Annotated in this window: 23 protein-coding genes; 10 read left to right on the top strand and 13 right to left on the bottom strand. The window is 56.5% G+C overall.

The window, feature by feature from the left end; all coding sequences use genetic code 11:
* From HJ536_RS20045 to HJ536_RS20090, 10 genes are all read right to left on the bottom strand, one after another.
* The coding region (locus HJ536_RS20045) for a helix-turn-helix domain-containing protein (RefSeq protein WP_177159165.1) at positions 1-207 on the bottom strand (207 nt) is incomplete at its 3' end.
* Positions 208-389: 182 nt separating this feature from the next.
* A complete protein-coding gene (locus HJ536_RS20050) occupies positions 390-1,568 on the bottom strand; it encodes an NAD(P)/FAD-dependent oxidoreductase (protein WP_177159166.1) in 1,179 nt (392 codons plus the stop codon).
* Entirely contained in the window at positions 1,565-1,888 is a 324-nt protein-coding gene (locus tag HJ536_RS20055; protein ID WP_177159167.1) for a 2Fe-2S iron-sulfur cluster-binding protein, read from the bottom strand. The genes HJ536_RS20050 and HJ536_RS20055 overlap by 4 nt, the downstream gene beginning before the upstream one ends.
* A 12-nt stretch (positions 1,889-1,900) precedes the next feature.
* Complete coding sequence (locus HJ536_RS20060) at positions 1,901-3,139, bottom strand: cytochrome P450 (RefSeq protein ID WP_177159168.1); 1,239 nt, start codon at positions 3,137-3,139, stop codon at positions 1,901-1,903.
* A gap of 15 nt (positions 3,140-3,154) precedes the next feature.
* Positions 3,155-3,865, bottom strand: coding sequence for an ABC transporter ATP-binding protein (locus HJ536_RS20065; protein WP_177159169.1), 711 nt, complete (start codon positions 3,863-3,865; stop codon positions 3,155-3,157).
* A complete protein-coding gene (locus HJ536_RS20070) occupies positions 3,858-4,604 on the bottom strand; it encodes an ABC transporter ATP-binding protein (protein WP_177159170.1) in 747 nt (248 codons plus the stop codon). Before HJ536_RS20070 ends, HJ536_RS20065 begins: the two co-directional genes overlap by 8 nt.
* Entirely contained in the window at positions 4,591-5,550 is a 960-nt protein-coding gene (locus tag HJ536_RS20075) for a branched-chain amino acid ABC transporter permease (protein WP_177159171.1), read from the bottom strand. Before HJ536_RS20075 ends, HJ536_RS20070 begins: the two co-directional genes overlap by 14 nt.
* Entirely contained in the window at positions 5,547-6,410 is an 864-nt protein-coding gene (locus tag HJ536_RS20080) for a branched-chain amino acid ABC transporter permease (protein ID WP_177159172.1), read from the bottom strand. Before HJ536_RS20080 ends, HJ536_RS20075 begins: the two co-directional genes overlap by 4 nt.
* A 65-nt stretch (positions 6,411-6,475) precedes the next feature.
* Positions 6,476-7,642, bottom strand: a complete 1,167-nt coding sequence (locus HJ536_RS20085; RefSeq protein ID WP_228028836.1) for an ABC transporter substrate-binding protein — start codon at positions 7,640-7,642, stop codon at positions 6,476-6,478.
* Between the two features lie 107 nt (positions 7,643-7,749).
* A complete protein-coding gene (locus HJ536_RS20090) occupies positions 7,750-8,859 on the bottom strand; it encodes an S-(hydroxymethyl)glutathione dehydrogenase/class III alcohol dehydrogenase (RefSeq protein WP_177159173.1) in 1,110 nt (369 codons plus the stop codon).
* A gap of 398 nt (positions 8,860-9,257) precedes the next feature.
* Here HJ536_RS20090 and HJ536_RS20095 point away from each other — a divergent pair, with 398 nt between their 5' ends.
* The 10 genes from HJ536_RS20095 to HJ536_RS20140 all read left to right on the top strand — a co-directional run bounded on the left by HJ536_RS20095 (position 9,258) and on the right by HJ536_RS20140 (position 19,402).
* Positions 9,258-9,737: a MarR family winged helix-turn-helix transcriptional regulator gene (locus HJ536_RS20095; protein WP_177159174.1), complete on the top strand. Its 480-nt coding sequence runs from the start codon at positions 9,258-9,260 to the stop codon at positions 9,735-9,737.
* Positions 9,738-9,798: 61 nt separating this feature from the next.
* A complete protein-coding gene (locus HJ536_RS20100) occupies positions 9,799-10,902 on the top strand; it encodes a C4-dicarboxylate TRAP transporter substrate-binding protein (RefSeq protein ID WP_177159175.1) in 1,104 nt (367 codons plus the stop codon).
* Positions 10,903-10,956: 54 nt separating this feature from the next.
* Complete coding sequence (locus tag HJ536_RS20105) at positions 10,957-11,523, top strand: TRAP transporter small permease (RefSeq protein WP_177159176.1); 567 nt, start codon at positions 10,957-10,959, stop codon at positions 11,521-11,523.
* 1 nt (position 11,524) lies between these two features.
* On the top strand, positions 11,525-12,805 hold the full coding sequence (locus HJ536_RS20110) for a TRAP transporter large permease (RefSeq protein ID WP_177159177.1): 1,281 nt from the start codon (positions 11,525-11,527) through the stop codon (positions 12,803-12,805).
* Between the two features lie 11 nt (positions 12,806-12,816).
* The gene (locus HJ536_RS20115; protein ID WP_177159178.1) at positions 12,817-13,578 is read left to right on the top strand and encodes an SDR family NAD(P)-dependent oxidoreductase; all 762 of its coding nucleotides are present in this window, start codon (positions 12,817-12,819) and stop codon (positions 13,576-13,578) included.
* An 11-nt stretch (positions 13,579-13,589) separates the two neighbouring features.
* Positions 13,590-14,360, top strand: coding sequence for a crotonase/enoyl-CoA hydratase family protein (locus tag HJ536_RS20120; protein WP_177159179.1), 771 nt, complete (start codon positions 13,590-13,592; stop codon positions 14,358-14,360).
* Between the two features lie 36 nt (positions 14,361-14,396).
* Positions 14,397-16,268 carry a feruloyl-CoA synthase gene (locus tag HJ536_RS20125; RefSeq protein WP_177159180.1) on the top strand — a complete coding sequence of 624 codons (1,872 nt, stop codon included), beginning with the start codon at positions 14,397-14,399 and terminating at the stop codon, positions 16,266-16,268.
* 12 nt (positions 16,269-16,280) lie between these two features.
* Positions 16,281-17,153 carry an amidohydrolase family protein gene (locus HJ536_RS20130; RefSeq protein ID WP_177159181.1) on the top strand — a complete coding sequence of 291 codons (873 nt, stop codon included), beginning with the start codon at positions 16,281-16,283 and terminating at the stop codon, positions 17,151-17,153.
* Positions 17,150-18,655, top strand: a complete 1,506-nt coding sequence (locus HJ536_RS20135; RefSeq protein WP_177159182.1) for an acyl-CoA dehydrogenase family protein — start codon at positions 17,150-17,152, stop codon at positions 18,653-18,655. The genes HJ536_RS20130 and HJ536_RS20135 overlap by 4 nt, the downstream gene beginning before the upstream one ends.
* A gap of 216 nt (positions 18,656-18,871) precedes the next feature.
* Complete coding sequence (locus tag HJ536_RS20140; protein WP_228028837.1) at positions 18,872-19,402, top strand: MarR family winged helix-turn-helix transcriptional regulator; 531 nt, start codon at positions 18,872-18,874, stop codon at positions 19,400-19,402.
* A 148-nt stretch (positions 19,403-19,550) separates the two neighbouring features.
* On the opposite strand, the gene HJ536_RS20145 is transcribed toward HJ536_RS20140, so the two are convergent.
* The 3 genes from HJ536_RS20145 to HJ536_RS20155 all read right to left on the bottom strand — a co-directional run bounded on the left by HJ536_RS20145 (position 19,551) and on the right by HJ536_RS20155 (position 22,852).
* Positions 19,551-20,258: an OmpW/AlkL family protein gene (locus tag HJ536_RS20145; protein ID WP_177159183.1), complete on the bottom strand. Its 708-nt coding sequence runs from the start codon at positions 20,256-20,258 to the stop codon at positions 19,551-19,553.
* 79 nt (positions 20,259-20,337) lie between these two features.
* The gene (locus tag HJ536_RS20150; protein WP_338082467.1) at positions 20,338-21,840 is read right to left on the bottom strand and encodes an aldehyde dehydrogenase family protein; all 1,503 of its coding nucleotides are present in this window, start codon (positions 21,838-21,840) and stop codon (positions 20,338-20,340) included.
* A 166-nt stretch (positions 21,841-22,006) separates the two neighbouring features.
* A complete protein-coding gene (locus tag HJ536_RS20155) occupies positions 22,007-22,852 on the bottom strand; it encodes a DUF2306 domain-containing protein (RefSeq protein WP_177159185.1) in 846 nt (281 codons plus the stop codon).
* Positions 22,853-23,401 lie beyond the last annotated feature (549 nt).

Below are 23,401 nucleotides of genomic sequence, written 5' to 3' on the forward strand. Positions count from 1 at the left end.
CAGGCACAGCAGTGCGGCAGCGCCGTAGTAACCATCGAACCCCGGCATGCTTTCGTCGCTGAACCAGTTGCGCTTGATTTCGCGGTGGATCGTGGATTTCGAGCGTTTCAGAGCGCGCGCCATTTCACGGACTGGGACCTTCGCAAGTCTCCAGCGCTCGATCTGCACGCGTTCCTTGATGCTCAGTTGATTGTAAACCGCTCCCATGCCATCGTCTCTCCATTAGATAACTCTCTGTTTTCTAATGGGAGTCGCACTTGAAGGTAGCGCGCACCCCCATTCGTGAGATGCACTCATGGAACCAGAATGGCTTCTACAATCTGAGCGCAAAGCCTTAACTGGCTTGAACCCTCAAAACCACCGATTGCAACAACCGATCGACACTCCCTTTATCGTACCGCCATTCCCAGATATTCTTCTAGATATTGCGTTTTCGACGGAGAGCTACCTGAATTCAGGGAACGCCTTGCGTGCATGTGTGCCTTGGCATTGTTGACGGTTTCAACCGCTGTAAGGGCGTCGCTGCAAAAGCGCAAAATGGTGCCGTCAGGGAGTTCGAGGCTCTCGTCCTGAGGATCCGCTAAACCTGCGATCTGCAGCTTCAGGTCGTGTTGATCGGACCAGAACCACGGAAGCGCCGAATAATGAGCGCTCTCACCTTTCACGATCGATTTTGCTATTGCTCGCGCGTGGTCCGTGGCTGCTTGGACGCTTTCGAGGCGTATCAGGCGCCCACTTCGTGCGCAGGGAAACGCGGCACAATCGCCCAAGGCATAGATCTGGCGGTCGCTCGTGCGCAAAGTCTCGTCGACCACAATGCCGTTTTTGACCTCTAGTCCGCAGTCATGCGCCAGTTTAACATTCGGGCACACTCCGGCTGCCAAAAGGACCAGATCTGCGGCAATTTCAGTTCCATCTTTGAGGAGCAGTCCGCGCTCATTGACTTCAGTTACACCGTTTCCGAGATGGAGTTCTGTTCCCAAGGTTTCGTGTAGCAACCGGAATCGCTCAGACATCTCTGGAGAGACAGCACGCGCCATAAGCCGCGGTGCCGCTTCTGCGACAGCAACCGAATGTCCAAGGCCCGCGGCAACTGCTGCAAACTCGAGCCCGATAAAGCCCCCGCCGATCACAGCAATCCTGCAGGGGCGTGATAAAGCCGCCCTCAGGGTTCGTGCGTCTTCAAGGGTGCGTAAATCCAAAGCGCGTTCGATCCCCGGGATCGGCGGACGGAGGTTACGCGTACCCGTCGCCAAGATCAGATGGTCATAGGCCATCACCTTGGAGCCGATGCGTACTTGCCCTGCAGTACGATCAATGGCGTCGACCCAAGTGCTTACCTGCAAAGTTATGTTCTTCGCATCAAAGAAACTTTGGGGCCGCAGAGCGAGCTTTTCTGCTTCTCCGGTTTTCAGAAAGGCCTTGGACAAAGGCGGTCGTTGATATGGCAGGCCTGGCTCGCCGCCAATCAGAGTGATGGGCCCTTCATGCCCTTCTTGACGGAGGGACATTGCAGCTTGGAAGCCGCCCTGTCCCGCTCCAACGATGACCACATGCCCCTTGCTCATACCTGCTCCTCCGGAAGGTGGACCACCAGCCCATCCATCTCTTCGGTAAGCTTGATCTGGCATGATAGACGCGAGCGTTCGTTGACCTCCGAGGCTGCGCTTTCGAGCATATCTTCTTCGCCGTCAAGGCGGGGACCCGTCGCCCCGACCCATGCCTCGTCGACATAGCAATGGCACGTGGCGCACATCATCGATCCACCGCATTCGCCGATAATGCCATCAATGCCTTGATTGATGGCGAGGCTCATCACGGTATCTCCGAGCTCACCTTCGGCGTCGGTGCGGCTACCATCGTGAGCGACGTAAGTTACTTTGATCATGGGAATATTTCCTCAGTTCGGGATGAGATTGATTGGAAGCTTGTCAAGGGCGCGAATGGCATTGCTGGGGCGCCAGACCGCGTCACCCGCTGGTTCGATGCGATCGACCTTCTTGATCAGCGCCCCCAAAACAGCTTCAAGTTCTGCACGCGCGATGTTCTGACCGACGCAGCCATGAATGCCGGCACCAAAGGCGATATGACCAACTGGCTTGCGGTCAATTCGGAACTTTTCCGGGTCTCCCCACTTGTCGGGATCCATGTTTGCAGCACCCAAAACGCAGGTGACTTTGGTTCCCTCTTCCACGGGGAAGCCTGCGATTTCGGTCGCCTGCCCTGCCGTCCGGCCAAAGGTGTGAACGGGCGAAGTGTAGCGCAGGACCTCTTCGAACGTTGCTCGGATCAACGAAGGGTCGCGCTTGAGCGCATCCCACTGATCAGGGTTTTGCGACAGGCACCACAGTGCGTTACCGATGCCTGTTACTGTCGTATCCACGCCCGCTGACAAGAAGGAGCGCACGAGCATTCCGGCTTCGTCTTCCGACAATGTACCGTCATCGGCAGAGGCATACACCAATGCGCCCAAGCCATCTTTAGTCAGCCGGTCACGCGCGCAAGCGGCATTGATCCATGGGACAATCTCTCCTGCGTGGCTCATGGCATCGCGGCGCAGCTGATTGTCGGGGCCAACAGCATTGAACACCATGGCTCCGTAATCGACGAGGTAGCGCGGATTGACGTCTTTCATCCCGACAGCTTTGGGAAAAACTGTCGTCGGAAACGCTTCGGCCAGATCAGCCACTGCCTCAATGCTACCTTGACCGAGTAGGCGATCGACCAGCGCATCAGCCGTCTCGTGGAACAGGTCCGCGAACCCCTTGGCCACTTTGGGGGAAAGAGCGCGGGACATCACTTTGCGGGTTCGGGTGTGATCGGGTTGATCCACCTCGAGAATGATGGAGGGTGGTCGCCACGGATCTTCGAGCTTGAAGTCGTTCAGGCCGACGCCACGCGAAGACAAGAAATTCTCATGGTCGCTAAAGACTTTGCGCGTGGTCTCGAACCGTCCGACAGTCAGAATGCTGTAGCGCGGAATGTAGACAACTTCTCCAAGCGCGCGCAGCTCGGCGTAATACGCATTGGGATCTTTCAGAATTTCAACATCATAGGGATCGATGTCCCAGGCGGGAATTCCGCTGGCGGGGGAAATAGGCTTGTGCCCCTCGATCAAGGTAGCTTGCGAAAACGACATGATTGTCTCCTTAAATCAGGCACTCAGCGCGACACCGATATGGCGATGCAGCAAGTCTGCATCCCGCTTCAGTGCCTCGGATGGGCCTTCGTGGACGATTGAACCGTTAGCCATCAGGACGGCCCTCGTGGCGAAATTCAGAGCGGCTTCGGCGTGCTGCTCGACCAAAACGACCGCTCGGCTGCCGTCTTTGGCGAGTTCCTCAAAAACGGCCATCAGTTGGTCACACACGACCGGAGCGAGCCCTTCGAGGGGTTCGTCCAGAAGCAGGACGTCCGGCCCCGTCATGAGAGTGCGGGCAATGGCTAGCATCTGCTGTTCGCCACCAGAAAGCTGCGTTCCGCCGTTTTTCCGGCGTTCTTTCAGGCGGGGAAACAGCTGATAAGCCTCTTCCAGAGTGGCATCGCCGCGCAGGCAAGCAATCAGGTTTTCCTCGACAGTAAGCGAAGGGAAAATATCCCGGGTCTGAGGCACGAGTCCCAGCCCCAGCGCGCTGCGATGGTGCGGCGCGACGCTGCTGATCGCCTGATCACGATACAGGATGTCGCCGCTATGCAGACGCGTGAGACCCAGAATGGTTTTCAAGAGCGTCGTTTTGCCCGCCCCGTTGCGACCGATCACCGCCAGCCGCTCGCCTGCAGAGACGCTAAGGCTGATGTCGCGCAGAATGTGGGTTGGACCATAGCCCGCTGTGACGTTCTTGAGTTCCAGAGTTTGCTTAACCATGGCTCCCTCCGAGATATAGCTCGCGGACTTTGGCATTGGTCGCGATTTCTTGGGGTGTGCCCTCTGTCAGGATGCGCCCTTGGACCAACACCACGATGGACCGGGCGATCCGGAACACGAGGTCCATGTCGTGTTCGATCACAAGTACCGCCAGATCATCCGGCAACCTTTCAATGGCATCGATGATCAAGTGCGTCTCGCTTGACGGTACGCCCGCGGCAGGCTCATCAAGAATGAGCACCTTTGGCTTCAGCGCGAGGCTGAGCGCCATCTCCACCAACCGCTGCTGACCATAGGCCAGATCCAGAACCGGCCGGTCCGCCAATGATCCGAGCGCAAATTGATCGACGAGCGCAGAAACCTCGGCTTCTACCGACCGGTTGCTGTCGGCGCGCATAAACAAGCGGCGTCCGAGTCCTTGACGTTCTAGGATTGGGAGCCTCAGGTTCTCGCGGACTGTGAGCTGCGGGAACAAGGTCGTGATCTGGAAGGTCTTGGCGATCCCCATCTGAACCCTTTGGGCCTCTTTCAGTGACCCAATGTCCTGACCGTCGAACCGGATGGTTCCTGCTGACGGACGCAGGATACCCGTTATGAGGTTGGCAAAAGTGCTTTTCCCCGCGCCGTTCGGACCGATCAGTGCCTTGCGCGCTCCTGCCGGTAGGTCAAAGTCGATATTCTCGGAAACGACGAGCCCGCCGAAATGTTTTGAGAGTCCGCGCACTTCAAGACCTTGCATGGCGATCTCCTTTGCTCAGACGTTTCAAGCTGGTCGGCAGAGCAACGAGTCCCGACGGCAACGCAAACACCACCGTCAACACGAGGCCCCCGATGACGAAGAGCCAGTTGAACGGATCATTTGCAGCCGCGAGATGATGGACTGTCATAAAGACGACCGTCCCCAACGCAGCACCGTAAAGGCGACCGGTGCCGCCAAGGATCAGCATGATCAGCGCCTCGGCCGATAGGGTGAATGAAAAGGTTTCAAGGCTGACAAGCTGGGTGATTTGCGCGCTAAGGGCACCGGCAATCCCAGCGATACCCCCACCCATCACGTAAGCGATCAGTCTGCGCTGAAACACAGAGACACCGATTGCCTCCATGCGTTCGGGGCTTTCGTGCACGCCGCGCAACGACAACCCAAACGGAGAGCGACCAATCACAGACAGCAGTCCGAAAACAAAAGCTGCAACGGCGCAGGCGTACCAATAGCCAGTAACGCCAATGAAATCGAAATCCCAAATCCCCAAGATTTTTGAGGGCCGGATGCCGCGTAGACCGTCCGCTCCGCCTGTAATCTCGCGCATCCGGTTGGCAATTTCAGCGCCGATTTGCGCCACGGCGATCGTCAGCATGATAAGCGTCAGCCCGGTGGTCCGCATCAAAACGACACCCGATACCGCCGCCAAAGCGGCGCCGGCGACTGCGCCTACCACGAGCCCTGCAAACGGATCTGCCCAAACATGGATCGCAAAAAGCCCCGCTGCATAGGCGCCAGCACCATACATGGCCGCCTGCCCCAGCGTTGCGATACCTGCGTAGCCCAAGACCAGATCCAGCGAGAGGACCAAGATAATCATGATGAAAATTCGGGTCAGGAACGCAAGATTATACGGGAAGAGAAAGAAGGCAGCGAGCGCTGCAAATAGCATAACACCGGCAACCGAGTAGGATCGCAACTTCATGACGCCCTCCCCATGATGCCTTGAGGCCGCGTCGCCAAGAACAGGATGACAAGTGTATAAGTTATAATGGTCGCCATATCCGGCAGCACATAACGCGCCGCAGTCTCGACCAACCCGATGGCAAGTGCTGCGATGAAGGATCCCAAGATTGATCCCAAACCGCCAATCGCGACGACGATCAGAAATAGAACCATGTATCGCAGCGGGTAGTAGGCATCGATGGGGAGCAACTCTGCCCCGAGGATGCCGCCAAGTGCGGCAAGGCCTGCCCCGAGCGCGAAGGTAGCCATGTAGATGTGGCCCGTATTGATGCCAAGCGCCGAGGCAGTGTCACGATTATCGACGGCCGCCCGCAGCAGAATGCCAAATCGCGTTCTTTCTAGCAGCGCCCACAGGCCTAGTATAACGAGGCACCCGACGACGATGACCGTCATGCGATGTGCTGTGAGCTGCCTGAAGCCCAGGTCAACGGACCGTTGCAGGGTTTCGGGCAGAGGAATGCCGAGCAGTGAAGAACCAAGCCAGAAGTCGATGGTCGCGATGATCAAAAACGTTAATCCAATCGTCGCGAGAACCTGCTGGAGCTCTCCGAAACCATAAATTTTGCGGTAGATGACACGTTCCAGCGGCATAGCGATGGCGACCGTCCCGAGGACAGCGAGGGCCGCAGCGCCGACAAAGGGCAACCCGCCTTTTTCGATGAGCCAATGGGCGATTGCGCCACCCATCAGAGCGAACCCTCCGTGAGCAAGGTTCACGACCCGCATGAGCCCCATAGTGACGGACAGGCCTACGGCGATCATGAACAGGATCATGCCATAAGCGATGCCATCGACAGCTATGTTAAGAAGTAAGTTCATGATGTGCCCCGTTATCGCGAAGCTTCGGGCCAGCAAGGCGGCCCAAAGCCAGGGTCAAGCGTTACTCACTGGGTCCAACCAAGATCGCCAACGGTCGCAATCACGCCTTTTTCGACGTTTTGAAGAAGACCGCTATTTGCGTCCCGCGCCACCTCGCGAATGTAGACATTCTGGATCACTGTGCGGGTTTCGGGGTCCATCTCGAGCGGCCCCCGCGGGCTTTCCCATTTCAGAGAGCTGACCGCTTCGATCGCGGCCGGTCCATCGGAACCGGTAGCCTTGACCATCTCGTAAATTAGGTGAACGCCGTCATAGGCGCCGACAGACGCCCAATTGGCCACGGCATCAGGATGCAGATCCGTCAAAGCGGTCAAGAACGCGCGGTTCGCTTCGCTCTCGTGGGCAGGTGAATAGTGATAAACGGTGTTCAAACCGATGGCCATGTCGCCTAACCCCTGAAGGTTGACCTCTTCGGTTTCGGCTGTGCCGAGGAACGCGATCCCAGCATCTCGGAGACCATTTTCATTATAGGTTTTTGTGTATGAAAACGTCGGCGGCCCACCGGGCAAGAAGGTAAAGACCGCGTCTGGCGCATCATCTTTGACCCGCTGCAAGATCGGGGTGAAATCGGTGGTCGCAAGCGGCATCCGGATACTGTCCAGCACCTGTCCGCCCTGCTCCTCGAAGGCGGTCTTGAAGGACACCTCTGCGTCAATGCCCGGTCCGTAGTCGCTGACGGTGGTCACGACCGTACGAATGCCTTGCTCAAATGCCCATTGCGCTGCGGGAATTGAAACTTGCGGTAGCGTGTAACTGGTCCGCAGGTAAAAGGGGCTCTCTTTGTTGATCGCCGATGTCGCGGCGTTGAAAATCACAGTTGGTGTTTCTGACTGGGTGATCACTGGCCCTACAGCCAATGCGTTCGGCGTGAAGGTGAACCCCGCGAGATAGTCGACGCGGTCACGGATCAGCAACTCTTGCGCTAGAGCGCGTGACTGATCGGGGTTAACGCCTCCGACGTCCTTGTAAATGAAGCTGATTTCGTGCTCGCCAACTGTCGTGCCGTGCAGCGCCTGATATGCTTCGATCGCTTGCTGGTACTGGGTCCCGTATTGCGCGAATGGGCCCGAGAAGGGCGCGATAACGCCCACTTTGATGTCGTCTGCCGCCGCGCTGGTCACACCTAGGGTGCAGACCGCCGCGAGAGCGGTCATCATTCTGAATTCTTTCATGGTTTCCTCCCAATTGTGCGGCCTGACGTCTGCCGCTTGATGCGCCTCTCCTCCAAAAGGCGTTCGGTTTCGCCCGGCGTCGGTCAAAGCCGTCGCCGGGCGAGGCGTCAGAACACGACCACGCTGCGGATGGATTCACCCGCGTGCATCAAGTCGAACCCTTTGTTGATTTCCTCCAATGTCAGGACATGCGTGATCATCGGATCGATCTCGATCTTACCGTTCATGTACCAGTCAACGATTTTCGGAACTTCGGTGCGGCCCTTAATGCCGCCGAAAGCGGACCCCTGCCACCGACGGCCAGTCACCAGTTGGAACGGACGCGTCGAGATTTCTTTGCCCGCCTCAGCGACGCCAATCACGGTCGATATGCCCCAACCACGGTGGCAGGCTTCAAGTGCTGTGCGCATGACCTCTGTGTTGCCGGTGCAATCAAACGTGTAATCCGCCCCGCCGTCTGTCAGGGCAACCAGATGCTGGACGATGTCCCCGTCAACCTTGGTGGGGTTCACAAAGTCGGTCATGCCGAATTTACGCCCCCAAGATTCCTTGCCGTCGTTCAGATCGACGCCAATGATCTTGTCTGCCCCAACCATCCGCGCCGCTTGGATAACATTCAGGCCGATCCCCCCAAGTCCGAAGACAATCACGTTCGCGCCGGGATGTACCTTGGCCGTGTGCGTGACAGCCCCTACCCCTGTCGAAACACCGCAACCGATATAGCAGGACGTCTGGAAAGGAGCATCGCTGCGAATTTTGGCGACCGCGATCTCGGGAAGTACCGTGAAATTCGAGAAGGTCGAACACCCCATGTAGTGGTAGAGTTGCTGCCCTTTGTAGCTAAAGCGCGAGGTGCCGTCGGGCATCACCCCTTGGCCTTGAGTCGAACGAATGGCAGTGCAGAGATTTGTCTTGCCGGACAGGCAGGACTTACACTGGCGGCATTCGGGGGTGTACAGCGGAATGACATGGTCGTCTGGCTTGACCGAGGTGACGCCAGGGCCGACCTCGCGTACGATGCCTGCGCCTTCGTGACCAAGAATGACAGGAAAGAGCCCCTCACTGTCGAGGCCATCAAGAGTGTAGGCATCCGTGTGGCAGATGCCGGTGGCCATAATTTCCACCAGCACTTCACCCTCTTTGGGGCCCTCCAGATCCACTTCGACAATCTCTAGCGGCTTCTTTGCTTCAAAGGCGACAGCGGCGCGGGTTTTCATCGCGGTTGAACTCCTCAGGTCTCGTTAGATTTGAGAAGAGAGCACAATCATAGGCCGATTATGCGTCCGCTTCGGAAAGCGCACGGCAGTCACCCTCTGATCAGATTCTCCTCTCAGACCGACGCTCTCCACTGCGTCGGATTGCTTCATCAGCTTCTAGGGATATTTGGATGAGTTTGTTGATGAGTCAACCAAAAGATTTGAACGGAGTGGATGTTTAGCGTGCATCACGATGACCGGGGTGAGCTAAAATGTTTTAAAAAACTATATATAACAAGCAGATATGGCGATTTTTACCTTTTCGATCTCTGGAGGGGGCGGATATTTGATTACTAATAGTAATTGATATTGCGCGGAATCACTTTTCGTGTTTCCCTTGGCTTGAGGGGGAAGTAGTCATGTCACGACCTATGGCGTCATCAGAAGTAGCCCGAACAGATTCGCTATCCGACACGCAACTCAGAGAGTTTCTTGGGTATCGACTAAAGCGCGCCTACATGGTGGTGCATCGCGCCGCGTCTAACGTTCTTCAGCAGTTCGAATTGGGAACGCGCAGTTTCACCGTGCTGTCGCTTGTCGCAGCAAACCCGGGGGCTTCGCTGTCGCAACTGGCCGATCTGCTACTGATCGAACGCTCTAACATGGTTCTCATTCTGGATGACCTGGAAACACGGGAACTGGTCAAGCGGAGCCGGGATCCCAACGATCGACGCCGTTATCTTTTGAAGCCGACTTTGCAGGGTTTGCGGGTGCTCGAAGGCGCTACTGCGGCCGCGTTTGAAGAGGACAAACGTCTGGCCCGCGCTCTGAATGACGAAGAATTTGCATTGCTGATGTCCCTTCTGAGGAGAGTGGAAGAAGGGGCATCAGCTGACTGAGGTGCTGAGGAGGCACTAAATTTAGATCCCGCGAAAGCCGCCGGATCAAAGGGAGGAAATCATGAATACTTATTTAAAGCCGGCCGCAGTGGCCGGGCTGATGGTGCTTGCCTGCACCACAGCCGAAGCTGAAACGATCCGAGCGACAAGCGCATTTGGCCCGTCACATCCAGCGGCAGTCTACGAATATCCCGAGATTGATGCGCGACTGCAGGAGTTCACTGATGGCAACTGGTCGCTGCAGGACACGCCATCAGGCCTCGTTGCCCCGAACGAGATGAGCAGCGGCCTGCAAAATGGTGTCACAGAATTTGGCTCTCTGCTCATCCCATATTTCTTGGCGCAGTTTCCTGAAACGGGTCTTCCGTCAGAACTCTCGGTCCTCGGGTCCAGCAACCTTGTTATCTCGTCTGCGGTCACCGAATACCTTGCGACATGTGCGGAATGCCAAGCCGAATTTGTCGAGAACGGACAGGTTTATCTGGGTTCGAACGCAACACCGCCCTACAATTTGCTTAGCACGACCCCTGTACGTTCCGTGGACGATCTAGGTGGCCTACGCATCCGCACTGGTGCACCTCTTTATGCGCGATTTGTTGACGCGCTAGGCGGGGAGGCTTCTCAGATCCCGTCGTCAGAGCTTTTCGAGTCTTTAAGCCAAGGTGTGATTGATGGCACGTTCAGTGCCGACCACGAGATTATCGCCAACCGTCTTGGCGACGTCATCCAGTATGTCACCGTGGTAAACGAAGGCGTCTTTAACGGCGCGGCAACCGCGACCGCGAGCAACCTTCTTTGGATGCGCATGTCCGCAGAGGACCGCGCCGCCCTCGCCCGTGCGTCTCAGTATGGTGTCTCAAAAGGGCTATTTGGCTTCAACGACGACGCGGCAAAAGCGCGCGAGATTGAAGGCATCGAGTTCATCGAAATGGACGACAGCCTGCGCGCCGCAAAAGAGGCCTACAACAAGAGCCACATCGAAAACGTTGCGGCAATCCTGACCGAGCGCGGAGTCTCGGACGCCCAATCCAAGGTGGATCGCTACATCGCACTTGTCGAGAAGTGGGAAGGGTTGATCACCCCCAACATGACCTACGAAGAGCTCGCTGAATTGCGCTACGCCGAGATTTTCGCAGGCTTGGACCTGAACAGCTACGGCTTCTGATCCTCTTGGGCGCGCTCTCGCAGGCGCGCCATCCCTCCTTCAATTGGAAATGTCATGGAACTCATAGAGAAATGGGTCGGACGGATCAGTGCTGTGCTTGCTTCGGCGGTTCTTCTGGCCATGATGCTGCAGATCGTTGTCGACGTATTTATGCGCACCTTTGTTGGTGCGGGCATCCCTGCCACCGCTGATCTGGTGAGCCGATATTGGATGGTCGCCATAAGCTTCGTGCCCTTGGCGATGACAGAGATCCACCGTCGCCATATCGAGGCGACGATCTTTACCGAAAAACTTTCTGGCATGCCTCAGAAAATCATTGCCGGCTTTGGCTTTGTCGTCGGTCTGCTGGTCTTTCTACTGCTGACATGGGGAACCGCCGCCGAAGCGATGAAGCAGACCGCACGCGGCGCTTACGTTCAGGTTGGTGTCACCGAATTTTCGACCTGGCTCAGCTATTGGATACTGCCGGTCGCATTCGGTCTGATGTGCCTGATCCTAGTCATACGACTTGCCGAGGTGATCACGGGGCAGTTCGACTTGTCAGCCCATGATCCGCTCGAAGAATTGCAATCCAAACTCGGGTCGAACACGAGCACGGTTAACCCGGCGGAGGTGCGTTGAAATGGACCCCGTTACGATAGGACTTTTTTGCCTCGTGGGACTGTTGGTGCTGATTTCGGCTCGGGTCCCAATCGGCGTCAGCCTCTTGGTGGTCTCCTTTGTGGGGATTTATGCGATCGCAGGCTTTCGTCCAGCGATGTCGATGCTCTCAACAATTCCGTACAGCGCTTCGGCAAGTTGGACACTCAGCTCGATCCCGATGTTCTTGCTGATGGGGTACATCGCTTACCACTCCGGCCTGACCAAAGGCTTGTTCGAGGCAGCCCGGGTTTGGTGGTCTTGGCTTCCCGGAGGATTGGCCATCGCATCATTGGCCGGAGCCAGCGGGTTCGCCGCAGTCTCTGGGTCATCGGTGGCGTGTTCGGCCGCGATCGGTCGGATCGCCATCCCTGAAATGAAACAGAACAACTACGACCTGCGGATCGCGACAGGATCGGTCGCTGCGGGCGGCACGATAGGAGCTCTCATTCCGCCGTCGATCATCCTGATCCTGTTTGGCATTCAGTCTAACACCTCGATCCACGCCCTCTTTCTTGGTGGGCTGATCATCGGCTTGGCTTCGCTGGCATTCTATATCGCAGCGGTTCTCTTTGTGTGGTGGCGTAATCCCGAGCGCTTGCCGATGGTCCAGCCTTACACAATGGGCGATCGTTGGAAAAAGACGCTCGAAATCTGGCCGGTTCTGTTGCTGATTGTGGCTGTTCTTGGCGGATTATTCGGCGGACTGTTCACCGCGACCGAAGCCGGAGCCTTTGGTGCTTTCACGGCGATGCTGCTGGGGTTTGCCCGCCGGTCTCTTAGCTGGGATGGCTTCAAAGAGAGCCTCGTTGATACGATCCTGTCGTCGGGCGCACTCTTTATCATCGCCATAGGTGCAGGCCTTTTTACGCGTCTTGTTGCGATGTCCGGTTTGTCGCGCGAAGTCGGCATGTTCGTTGAGGCGATGGGACTCGGCACGACCGAACTGCTTCTGATGGTCATCGTGATCTATCTCTGTCTGGGCATGTTCCTCGAGCCGATCGGTGCGCTGTTGCTGACCCTGCCGCTCTTCTTGCCACTGATGCAGACCCATGGTGTCGACACTATTTGGTTCGGGCTTCTGGTCGCGAAATTGCTCGAGATCGGGATGATCACCCCTCCTGTTGGCTTGAACGTCTTTGTCATTCACTCGGTCGCGCGGGATTTTGTGAAGCTGGAGCAGATTTTCGCAGGCATCCTGCCCTTCCTCGCTGCAGACCTTTTGCTCGTGCTCGCAATGCTTGTGACGCGCGGCCTGTTCTGAAGGAACCTCAAATGGAACTGAATAACACGATCGTACTCGTGACGGGCGGCGGCAGCGGCTTGGGCGAGGCAACCGCCCGGCGACTTGCCAGCAAAGGCGCGAAAGTTGCGCTCCTAGACCGCGCTGATGCCTCTGGCTTGGCCAAAGAACTTGGGGGCGTCGCCGTGACTGCTGATGTCAGCGACGCATCGCAGGTCGAAGCTGCATTCGCATCCGTACAGCACTATTTCGGTACAGCCCCGCGTGCCGTGATCTCCTGTGCAGGGATCGGAACTGCTCAGCGTATCCTGCCGCGTGATGGCTCCTTGGCCATCGACGCGTTTGCCAAGACGCTGCAAGTTAACTTACTTGGCACTTACACCGTGCTCTCGGTGGCTGCGCGCGCCATGAGCGCTCTGCCCCCGATCGACGACGATGGTGCACGGGGCGTCATAGTGAACACTGCTTCGGTGGCGTACCAAGACGGCCAAATCGGACAAGCCGCTTACGCCGCATCCAAGGGCGGAGTCGCATCACTGACGCTCCCCGCAGCCCGAGAGCTTGCCCGCTTTGGAATCCGCGTGATGACGATCGCACCGGGCCTCTTTGAGACCGCAATGAGTGCCGGATTGCCACCAGACGCGCGACATGCATTGGAGGCCGGTTTGCCCTTCCCATCTCGGATGGGAAAGCCAGACGAATTCGCAATGCTCGTCCAGCAGATCATCGAAAACCCCCTTCTGAACGGCGAGATCATTCGGATCGATAGCGCCGTCCGCTTGGCCCCCAAATAAGGACAAAAATCATGCATCAGGGCACATACACATCGGCCACATTCAATGGCCAGATCGCCGAACTTGAACTCATTCGCGAAGACAAACGTAATGCGATGTCGACGGGCCTACTGGAAGAGATTGAGGCCTTTTACACCAATCTGCCCAAAGAGGTCCGCGTCGTAATTTTGCACGGACGCGGCGGCCATTTCTGCTCTGGCCTTGATCTGGCAGAGCATGTGTCACGCACCGCCGAAGAAGGTGTCTATCATTCGCGGCACTGGCATCGGGTAATGGATCAGATCCAGTTCGGGGGCACTATCACCATCTCGGCCATGACGGGGGCCGTGATCGGCGGCGGCTTGGAATTGGCGACGTCGACGCATGTCCGGATCGCCGAACCCTCGGTCATCTTCCAACTGCCAGAGGGGCGCCGGGGCATTTTTGTCGGCGGCGGTGCGACTGTGCGGGTCGGGCGAATTCTGGGGGCTGACCGGATGGTCGAGATGATGCTTACCGGACGAAAACTCGATTCAGAAGAAGGCCAAAGACTTGGCCTGTGCCACTACAGCGTATCCGAGGGTGAAGCGTTGCCCGTGGCGCGTAAGCTGGCCACCAAGATCGCCGGCAACGCGCCAATGTCCAATTACTTTATGGTCAACGCCCTGAGCCGGATCGAAGACATGAGCCGCGCCGATGGCCTGTTCACCGAAAGCTTGGCTGCCGCACTGGTCCAAACGACCCCTGACGCCGAAGAGGGGCTGAAGGCCTTTTTGGAAAAGCGCGCGCCCGTGTTCCGCTGATTGCATTTTACGAGGGAAAGATTGGAGGGAGGAACCATGACGACCACAACGCTTGAACGTGCCCCACTTGGTGCCGATGAACGTGCAGAATGGGCGCGGCGGCATACGCTGACGCGCTATCTGCCGCACAAGGTTGAGCGCGAAGACCGTGACGACGGCACCATCTTGCTGAGATCTGGCTATGATTTGCCAGAGGCAGTCCCGAACACAGGGGCGTGGCTGCATAAGTGGGCGGAAAAAGCGCCCTATCGCGTCGCGCTTTCGGAACGGCCCGTCGACGGCCCCGGTTGGCGAAACATGACCTACCTGGAACTCTTGCAACAGGTCCGCGCAATCGGATCGTCGCTGCTGGCAAGGGGACTAGGACAAGATGATACGATCGCAATCTTGTCGGGCAATGGACTGGATCATTTGCTGATCGCGCTCGCTGCGCAATATATCGGCGTTCCTGTCGTGCCATTGGCTGAGCAATACGCACTTATCCCAGAGGCGCATGGCCGCCTGATTTACGTGCTCAATAAAGTCAAACCAAAGCTGGCCTTTGTTGATGATGCAACTCGATACAGCGCGGCAATCGCACTGCCCGAGTTAGCAGAGGTCGAAATCGTTGCCGCGCGTGGCTCAGCCGATCGCCCTGTAACAATGTTTTCGGAACTCATGAATGGCGCAGAGGCCGATGTTGATGCAGCCTATGCCAAGGTCGGACCGGAAACACTCGCGAAAATCCTTTTCACGTCAGGCTCATCGTCCGACCCTAAAGGCGTGCCGACCACGCACCGTATGATGTGCGTGAACCAAGCACAGTTCGCTGCTGCACTCCCCTTCATAGGGGATACGCCGCCCCGGATTACGGACTGGCTGCCTTGGAACCATGTTTTTGGCGGCTCCCATAACGTGAACATGATCCTTTGCCATGGTGGAACGCTCACAATCGATAGCGGCAAACCAACTGGCAAAGCGTTCTCGACGACCTTGCAGAACAGGATCGATCGACCGGGGACCATGGCCTACAACGTACCGGTTGGTTGGAAAATGCTCGTCGATGCAATTCGCGACAAGCCGGACATCCAAAAGCACCTTTTTAAAGACCAGGAAATGCTGTTCTACGCAGGTGCATCGCTGCCGCAGGACGTGTGGGAAGCTCTGGAGTCCTTCTGTTTTGAAGCCCGCGGAGGACTGCCGCTGATCAATTCGAGCTGGGGCCTGACCGAGACTGCTCCCTCATGTCTCGTCGTACATGAACCGATTGGCCGCTCGGGTGTCATCGGGGTGCCCCTACCCGGGGTCGAGGTCAAGCTTATCCCTGATGCGGACATGCGGTGCGAAATCCGGGTCAGGGGGCCAAATGTCATGCAGGGCTACTTTGAAGACCCCGAGAAAACAGCCGCTGCTTTTGATGAAGAAGGCTTCTTTATCACTGGTGACGCCGTGCGCTTTGTCGATCCCAACGACGCTGCCCGAGGTCTAGTGTTTGACGGCCGTGTCTCCGAAGACTTCAAGTTGGACACAGGCACGTGGGTACAAGCCGGCAACCTTCGCATGACCGCGCTCAAGGGATTAGCCGGCCTGGCTCAGGACGTGGTGATTTGCGGCCATGATCGCGGTGAGGTTGGCCTTTTCATCTTCCCGGTCCCGGGCAGCGCAGAGCCAGGAGAAATTACCGAAGGGGCAATCACCGACACCCATCTGATGACCCAGATCGAAGTGGCCCTGCGTGAGATGAATAGTCATGTCACGGGCTCTGCAAAGCGCATCACAAGGGCACTGATTTTGGCTGAACCGCCCTCTCTTCAGCATCAAGAGATCACCGATAAAGGTTCACTCAATATCAAGAAAATCCTGACACGGCGGGCAGATCTGTTGGAGCGTCTTTACGACAACGAAGATCCGGGCCTCATCCGCATCTAAGGAGAGCCAGATATGATTGATTTCGAAAAAATCCGCGCAATCGACTTTCACACGCACGCGGAAGAGGCCTGTGGGTGTCACGCCGATGATGGCTACGATGATTTGCAATCTGCGATGGCCAAATATTTTGGCGCGCCGTGGGCGCATCCACCGACCATTGATCAGACTGCCGAGCACTATCGATCGATGAACATCGCTGCGGTCATATTCCCCGTCGATGCCGAGCGCGAGACCGGATATCGGCGCTACAATAACTACGAGGTCGCCGAGGCTTGCGCAAAGAACGGCGACATATTGATCCCCTTTGCCTCAATCGACCCCGCCAAAGGCAAGCTTGGCGCCCGCGAGGCGCGAGATCTGGTTGAGAACTATGGCATCAAGGGGTTCAAATTTCATCCAACGATGCAGGGCTTCTACCCGAATGATCGAATGGCGTACCCGCTGTACGAGGCCATCGCCGAGAGCGGAAAGCCCGCCCTGTTCCACACGGGTCAAACTGGTGTTGGTAGCGGGATGAAAGGCGGCAACGGGATGCGGCTGAAATACTCAAATCCAATGTATATGGATGACGTGGCCGTGGACTTTCCGGAAATGCCGATCATTCTGGCGCACCCCTCGTTTCCTTGGCAGGAAGAGGCTTTGTCGGTCGCGCAGCACAAGCCCAACGTTTATATCGACCTTTCGGGTTGGTCCCCGAAGTACTTTCCCAAAATACTGATTCAATACGCAAATACGATCCTCAGGAAGAAGATGCTGTTCGGCTCGGACTGGCCCATGATTGCGCCAGAGAAGTGGCTTGATGCGTTCGATAAGGCAGAGTTCCGAGACGAGGTTCGTCCGCTCATTCTAAAAGAAAACGCGATGTCGTTGTTGGGGGTCTCATGAGTGCCTTTCACGCTCCTGTCGACGATATTCTCTTCTCGATGCAGCAGGTCGCGCGCGCTGATCGCTTGCCCGGATGGGACAGCGCGCTCGCGACTGAAATCTTGAACCATTTTGCGACCTTTGCCGAAGAACGGATTGCCCCACTGGATGCGGTCGGCGATCAAATCGGATGTCAACTGGAAAACGGGCGGGTCCGTATGCCCGAAGGTTTCAAAGAGGTCTTTTCCGAGCTGGTGGAAAGTGGTTGGCAAGGTTTGACGCTGCCCGAAAAATTCGGAGGCCAAGGCCTGAGCCCCCTCCTGCAGGCTGGCTATAGCGAAGTCTTCACCGGAGCGAACCATTCGCTGCAAATGATTTGTTGCCTTGTGCCGGGTGCTGCTGGAGTTTTGGAGCGGTTCGGAACCGAAGACCAGAAGGCGCGCTTTTTGCCGCCACTGGCCGAAGGTCGCTGGGTTTCCACGATGGCGCTGACTGAACCCGGCGCGGGCTCCGACCTCTCTCGCATTCGCTGCCGCGCGAGCAAGGATGGTGACAGCTGGAAACTTACAGGCGAGAAAATCTTTATTTCTGGCGGTGATCAGGACATGTCCGAAGGTATCCTGCATCTGGTCCTAGCACGGTCTGGGGAAGAAGGCGTCAACGGCTTGTCCCTCTTCGCCTGCCCTTCAGTTATGGCCGGTAAACGCAATGCTGTTTCGGTTACTCGGATTGAAGAGAAGATGGGACTTCATGCGCAACCAACCTGTCAGTTGGCTTTCGACGGGGCGCACGCAGAACTGATCGGGATCGAAGGCAAAGGGCTGGCGGCAATGTTCACAATGATGAACGACGCTCGGCTTGACGTTGCTTTGCAGGGTGTGGCCCACGCTGCGCGAGCTGCCGACATCGCGCGGCGTTACGCCTCCGAACGGGTCCAAGGTCGCGACAACGCGGGGCATCCTATCACGATAGATGGTCACCCCGATGTTGCGCGGATGATCGAAACTTGTGAGCAAATGGCCCTATGTGCGCGGGCTCTCTGCCATATTGTAATGGTAGAGGACGAACTAGGTTCTAATCCCGCTTTCGTGGATTTCATGACACCTGTCTGCAAGTATCTGGGTACCGAAGTTGGCGTGCGCGCGGCCGATATCGCAATCGATGTTCTGGGTGGATATGGATACCTCAGAGAATACGGTGCCGAACAAAATTTCCGCGATGCCCGCATCTGCAAAATTTACGAAGGTACCAACGGCATTCACGCGCGCACGACAGTGACCCGTGGTCTTTCAGCTGGAAACGGCGCCGGAGCGCGTGCTTTTGCGGAATTTATACGAGATTGTGGCATTGATCCGGAACCTTGGGAGACACAGGCTAAGCGTATCTCAGAGATGTCCTTTCCAGAAGGCGAAGCGCATAAATTCATGCGTTTCACCTGCGAGGCCGCCTACCGCGCTGCTTGGTCGCGGCTCGCGGCAGCAGGCAGGCGCGAAGCGAGCGACCCTTTGCACGATCTCTTTTAAGGCCGAGCAATATTCAATCTTTTAGCAGAGGCCCACTTTGTGCCTCTGCCTTTTGAAACAGGTTTGCTACCGGCGCGGTGCGGTCTAGTGCTGCTTGTCCAATGTCCTTCTCTGGCCTAAGACTTTTCGAATACTGGGAAACGGATCGCAGTCATTCAGCCGTGTCGCGCGTTCCGCCACCAAACCCTGCGCATGCCGACGACGGATGGAGTGAACTTGGCTCAAGCAAAGACCCTTACCGAGCAGGAAATGCGCGAGCAGTTTAATGCGCGACTTAGTTCACCCGTTTTCGAACGAGACGGACGCACTCTTCTTTGTGTAGAAAATTACGCGCCGTTTCTGCTGAATGCCGTTTCTAGCAGTTGGCAGCGGATTTCTGGCGCCATCTATCGTGACCAATTCGGATTGGGCATTACAGACTGGCGCGTCATTGCAATGCTTGGAATCGAGCCAGACATTACGGCCCAACGCATCACAGAAGTCGTGAAACTTGATAAATCAGCGGTGAGCAGGTCTCTGAAATCCCTTTCGGAATCCGGCCACGTTATTGGCCATGAGAGTGGGCCCAGTACGCGTAATAAAACTTGGCGCCTGACTGAATTCGGTGCGCAAACTCATGCAGATATCTTGAATATCGCGTTGAACAATGAACTAGCACTGGTCAAAGACATACCCCTTGCGGACCTAGAAATCTGTCTGCGCGTGCTGCGAAAGATGTTGGAAAACACCACGGCCCTCGAAGACTAAGTTCCCAGAATTTGTGGAGCAGCTACAGTGTCGTAGGGCGCCACAATAGTTAGTTGATAGCGGCCAATCTTATGGACTTTCAGGGATGAGCCTAAGATCGGCCGCCATCGCCCGCTCGCTTTTAGGGAATTGGAGCGGGAAACTGGGCTTAGAAGCGGTGTGTCCAGCCCAAGTGCAGGATCAACGGATCAAGCTCGATATCGGCTTTTACCGGCGCCCCGCCAAACGCTGGTGCGCGCCCTGTCGCTTCCGTTGAGGTGAAGATCTTGTTGGCAGAGAAGAAGACGCCGTTGCGGTCGTCTAGCATGTAGTCGAACCCAACGCGCAACACTTTGCCAAATGCGTCATCAACTGACAGACCGGCAATATCGTCGCCCTCGGCCTCGAAAATCCGCGTATAACTGACGCCAGCACCGATAAATGGCTGAAACGCACCAGCCGTAGGAACGTGATAATTCGCAGCAAAAATCAACGGTCCATAGGTGATATCCCCAACCGTTACACCGGATAGCGGGCCAGTTCCCTTTACGGTTGTTTTGGGCGGAACGCCAAGAATACCGATCAACGAAATATCGTTAGAGAACCGATACCCGATACCCAGACCGAGCGTGCGATTGTCACTCAAGCTCGCGCTTGCGCCCGAAATTCTGTTTCCGGCAGCCGAAATTTCCGCACTTTCGGAGAAGGCGACATCGGCGATCCCAAGCTGCGTGTACCATCCTTGGGCATCTTGGGCTGATGCGGGTAGACTAGCGGCACTGGCAAGCATCGCCACAGTGAATACAGAGAGTGCTTTTTGGGGGATGTCCTGCTGCGCGCAAGACGTTTCAGTGGGAGCATTCTTTTTTAAGACCATCGTTCCGACCACCTTTACTGTTACTTGTTGGAGTGAGAGGCGCGCGTTCCAGCGCGCCCATAGGAGGCATGCCTCTCGCTTAGAACGGGAAGGGATTTTGCTGGCGCTGCGTGGTAATCCAGCGCTGGGTGGTGAACGCTTCGATCGCGCCTTTGGGACCCCACTTGCCGCCCCCACCCGAAGCACCCAGGCCGGAAAACGGGCAATGTGGTTCATCGTGGACGGTCGAGTCATTGACGTGGACCATCCCCGCGTTGATCCGCTCTGCCAGTTGTTCGCCGAGGAAAGGGTCAGAGGTGACAATCGCAGCTGACAGCCCGTACTCGGTATCGTTGGCAAGCCGGATCGCCTCTTCGACCGAAGTCGCGGGCATCACGCAGGTGACCGGCCCAAAGATTTCTTCGTTCCAGATCCGCATGTCGGGATTGATGCCGGACAATACCGTTGCTTCGTAGAAGTTACCGTTCGCGTTGCCGCCGCAATGCACCGTCGCGCCGTCCTGACGCGCTTCGTCAACGATCTTTTTGATCCGCTCGACCTGTCTGGTGTTGATGATCGGGCCAATAACGCAGGTCGGCTCAGCAGGAGCTGTCGGCGCGAAGACCTTCGCTTTCTCTACGAGCCGCGCCAGAAACTCGTCATAAATTGCCTCGGCTACAATGATCCGGTCGGCGGACATGCAGATCTGGCCCTGATGCAGGAAGGCTCCAAAGAAGCAGATGTCCACAGCGCGGTTGATATCGGCGTCCTCGAGCACCAAAATCGGGTTTTTACCGCCCAATTCCAACATGATCGGCTTGAAAGCGCCCGCACAAGCGATCGACAACGTGCGCCCGACATTCGTAGAGCCGGTAAAGGACAGGCCCGCAACTCTCCGGTCCTCAACAAAGCTCTTGCCAACCATGGCGGCCCCATCGCGACTGGTGGTGACGACGTTCAGAGTGCCTGCAGGAAAGCCGGCATCTGCGAACAACTCTGCCAGCATCAATCCCCCTGTCAGAGGGCTGTCTTCAGACGGCTTCAGCACAATGGTGTTTCCCAGCGCCAGTGCGTAGGCAAAGCCACGGACCGACAGATACAGCGGAAAATTCCAAGGTGAAATCACGCCAATCACACCCCGTGCCCGCCGGATCGTGCGATTGATCTTGCCCGGGATGTTCGAGGGCATGACCTCGCCGATTTCTGCGGTGGTCAGGCTCGCGGCTTGACGCAATGCAACCGGGATCAGAGAGCATTCGTACATCGCCTTGCCGAAAGAAGATCCCGTTTCAGCGATCAGAACCCGAGCAAACGCTTCTTGTCGCTCCGCGAAAAGCTCCGCAGCGCGGTAGAAATATGCTGCGCGCTCTGCCGCAACCAACGCCTCCCATCCGGGTTGTGCGTCGTGCGCAGCCAAGATCGCCGCATCAACGTCAGCTTGGGACGCGTCTGCCACTCTCGCGATTTGCATTCCGGTTGCGGGATCTAGGTCCTCAAAATGCGCGTCGTTCGTAGAAGGTAGCCACTTGCCGTTCAAATACAGGTGGTAGCAGGGGGCAATAGACGCCTCGTTTGTTGTGCTGAGCCAGTCAAGCATATCCATAACTCCAAGTCAGGTTTGATCGCTGCCCCCCATCGGGGGGACAGTGTTTTTCGTTTTCCAAGAAAGGGTGTGAGTTTACCGAGCGCCCGTCGGGCGAAATTTCGGTGGGGCTGGCACGAAAGTTACTAAGTGATTTAGGTAAGCGTCGAGCCAGTGCCGTATTACTTTAGGCCGTGATCGGCGAGCTATGCGTTGATTGATCCACTCGGCGGCGAATAATCTCGGCCAACGCGATGCCGATGAGGCCAGATGTCCAACTGGGGACCGCCAAGGTCAGACCCTCTGCATCCTTTACGAGCAAGTCTACCAGCAACATCTCGGCGCGGAAGATCCAGTAGGCCCCCCAGATTGCGCCGGTGTACCGCCACATCCAGATCCGGTGCTTCTCCAAATCGCCCTTTACGACGAACACGATGCCCAAAGTTGCCGGCACAATCGTTGTCAGAGCGAGGAAGTACAGCCCAAACGTTGTCCACCAGTGTCCGTACGCCACCACATCAGACAATTCTGCCGTCAGGATACCAGCGCAGGTTAGGCTGATGACAACAGATACAAAGGAAATACGTCCAAGCAGTTTGTGCGCTTTGTATTGTCCACCGGGGCGGAAAATCTGAATCGTGGCAGAGACCAAAGCAATCGTGTTGAAGATGATATGCCCATACAACAAGGCCACGCGGGTTGAAGGCCCCTGAGCAAATCGGTCGTAGAAGGCGACTGCCCAACTGGGGTGGGTTTCATAGCTGGTCAAAACAGTGCAGTCGTTTCCTGCACATGTGGTCAGGATGGCCGGAGTCTCTCCCTTGCCTATGCCAAGGTGCGCTACGACGTCAAAAATTCCGGTGAAGAACATGATGCCGCCTTCCATGCCTTCGACGACATAGCGCATGTTCAGGATGATTGCGAAGACGCCGCCGTACATAAAGAACAGCGCCCACTTTTTCTTCTTCGCACTCCAATATAACAGGGGTATCCATGCTGCCAACGCAGCATAAAAAATGACGATCCCTAGCATCCCTTTCTCCTCCTCAAGAGACGGTTTTCTTTTGGTTCTCGCGTTTGAGTTTTATTCAGCGCTGCTTTTCCCACACCGAAGATTTCGGGGATGCAAAAGTGACCCATCGGGTCAACGCACTCTGCCAGTTGACACGTCGCGCGTCGGCCACAAGACACTCTGCGGCCAGCAGAGCCCAGCATTTTCTTAACTGGCACGAAGCTTTGAGGCCTTGATCAATCGCTGCTCTGAGTCAGAAGACCTTTACAGGTAAAGTCCTAGGCTCAGCGACCATTGCATATCGCTTCTCTGATGTACTCGTACACGGTTCCTCCAAATGTCGAATCTCCCTAGTCGACGTTTCGACTATGGTTGATAGATCAACTAAAATCAATGAGAGCCTTCCTAAGGGGACACATCCTAAAGTATTGCATACTCTTAAGCGGCTGAATGCAGTGCACTATAAATTCGAAATGGACACATTCGCCGATCAAAGGATGTTGCTTCCACGGGGATTTGGTTGAGATTTCACCGCATCGCAAGGTCATCGTGATCAAGGTGCTGTGCCTG

Source organism: Donghicola mangrovi, from assembly GCF_013377535.1.
GTDB lineage: Bacteria > Pseudomonadota > Alphaproteobacteria > Rhodobacterales > Rhodobacteraceae > Donghicola > Donghicola mangrovi.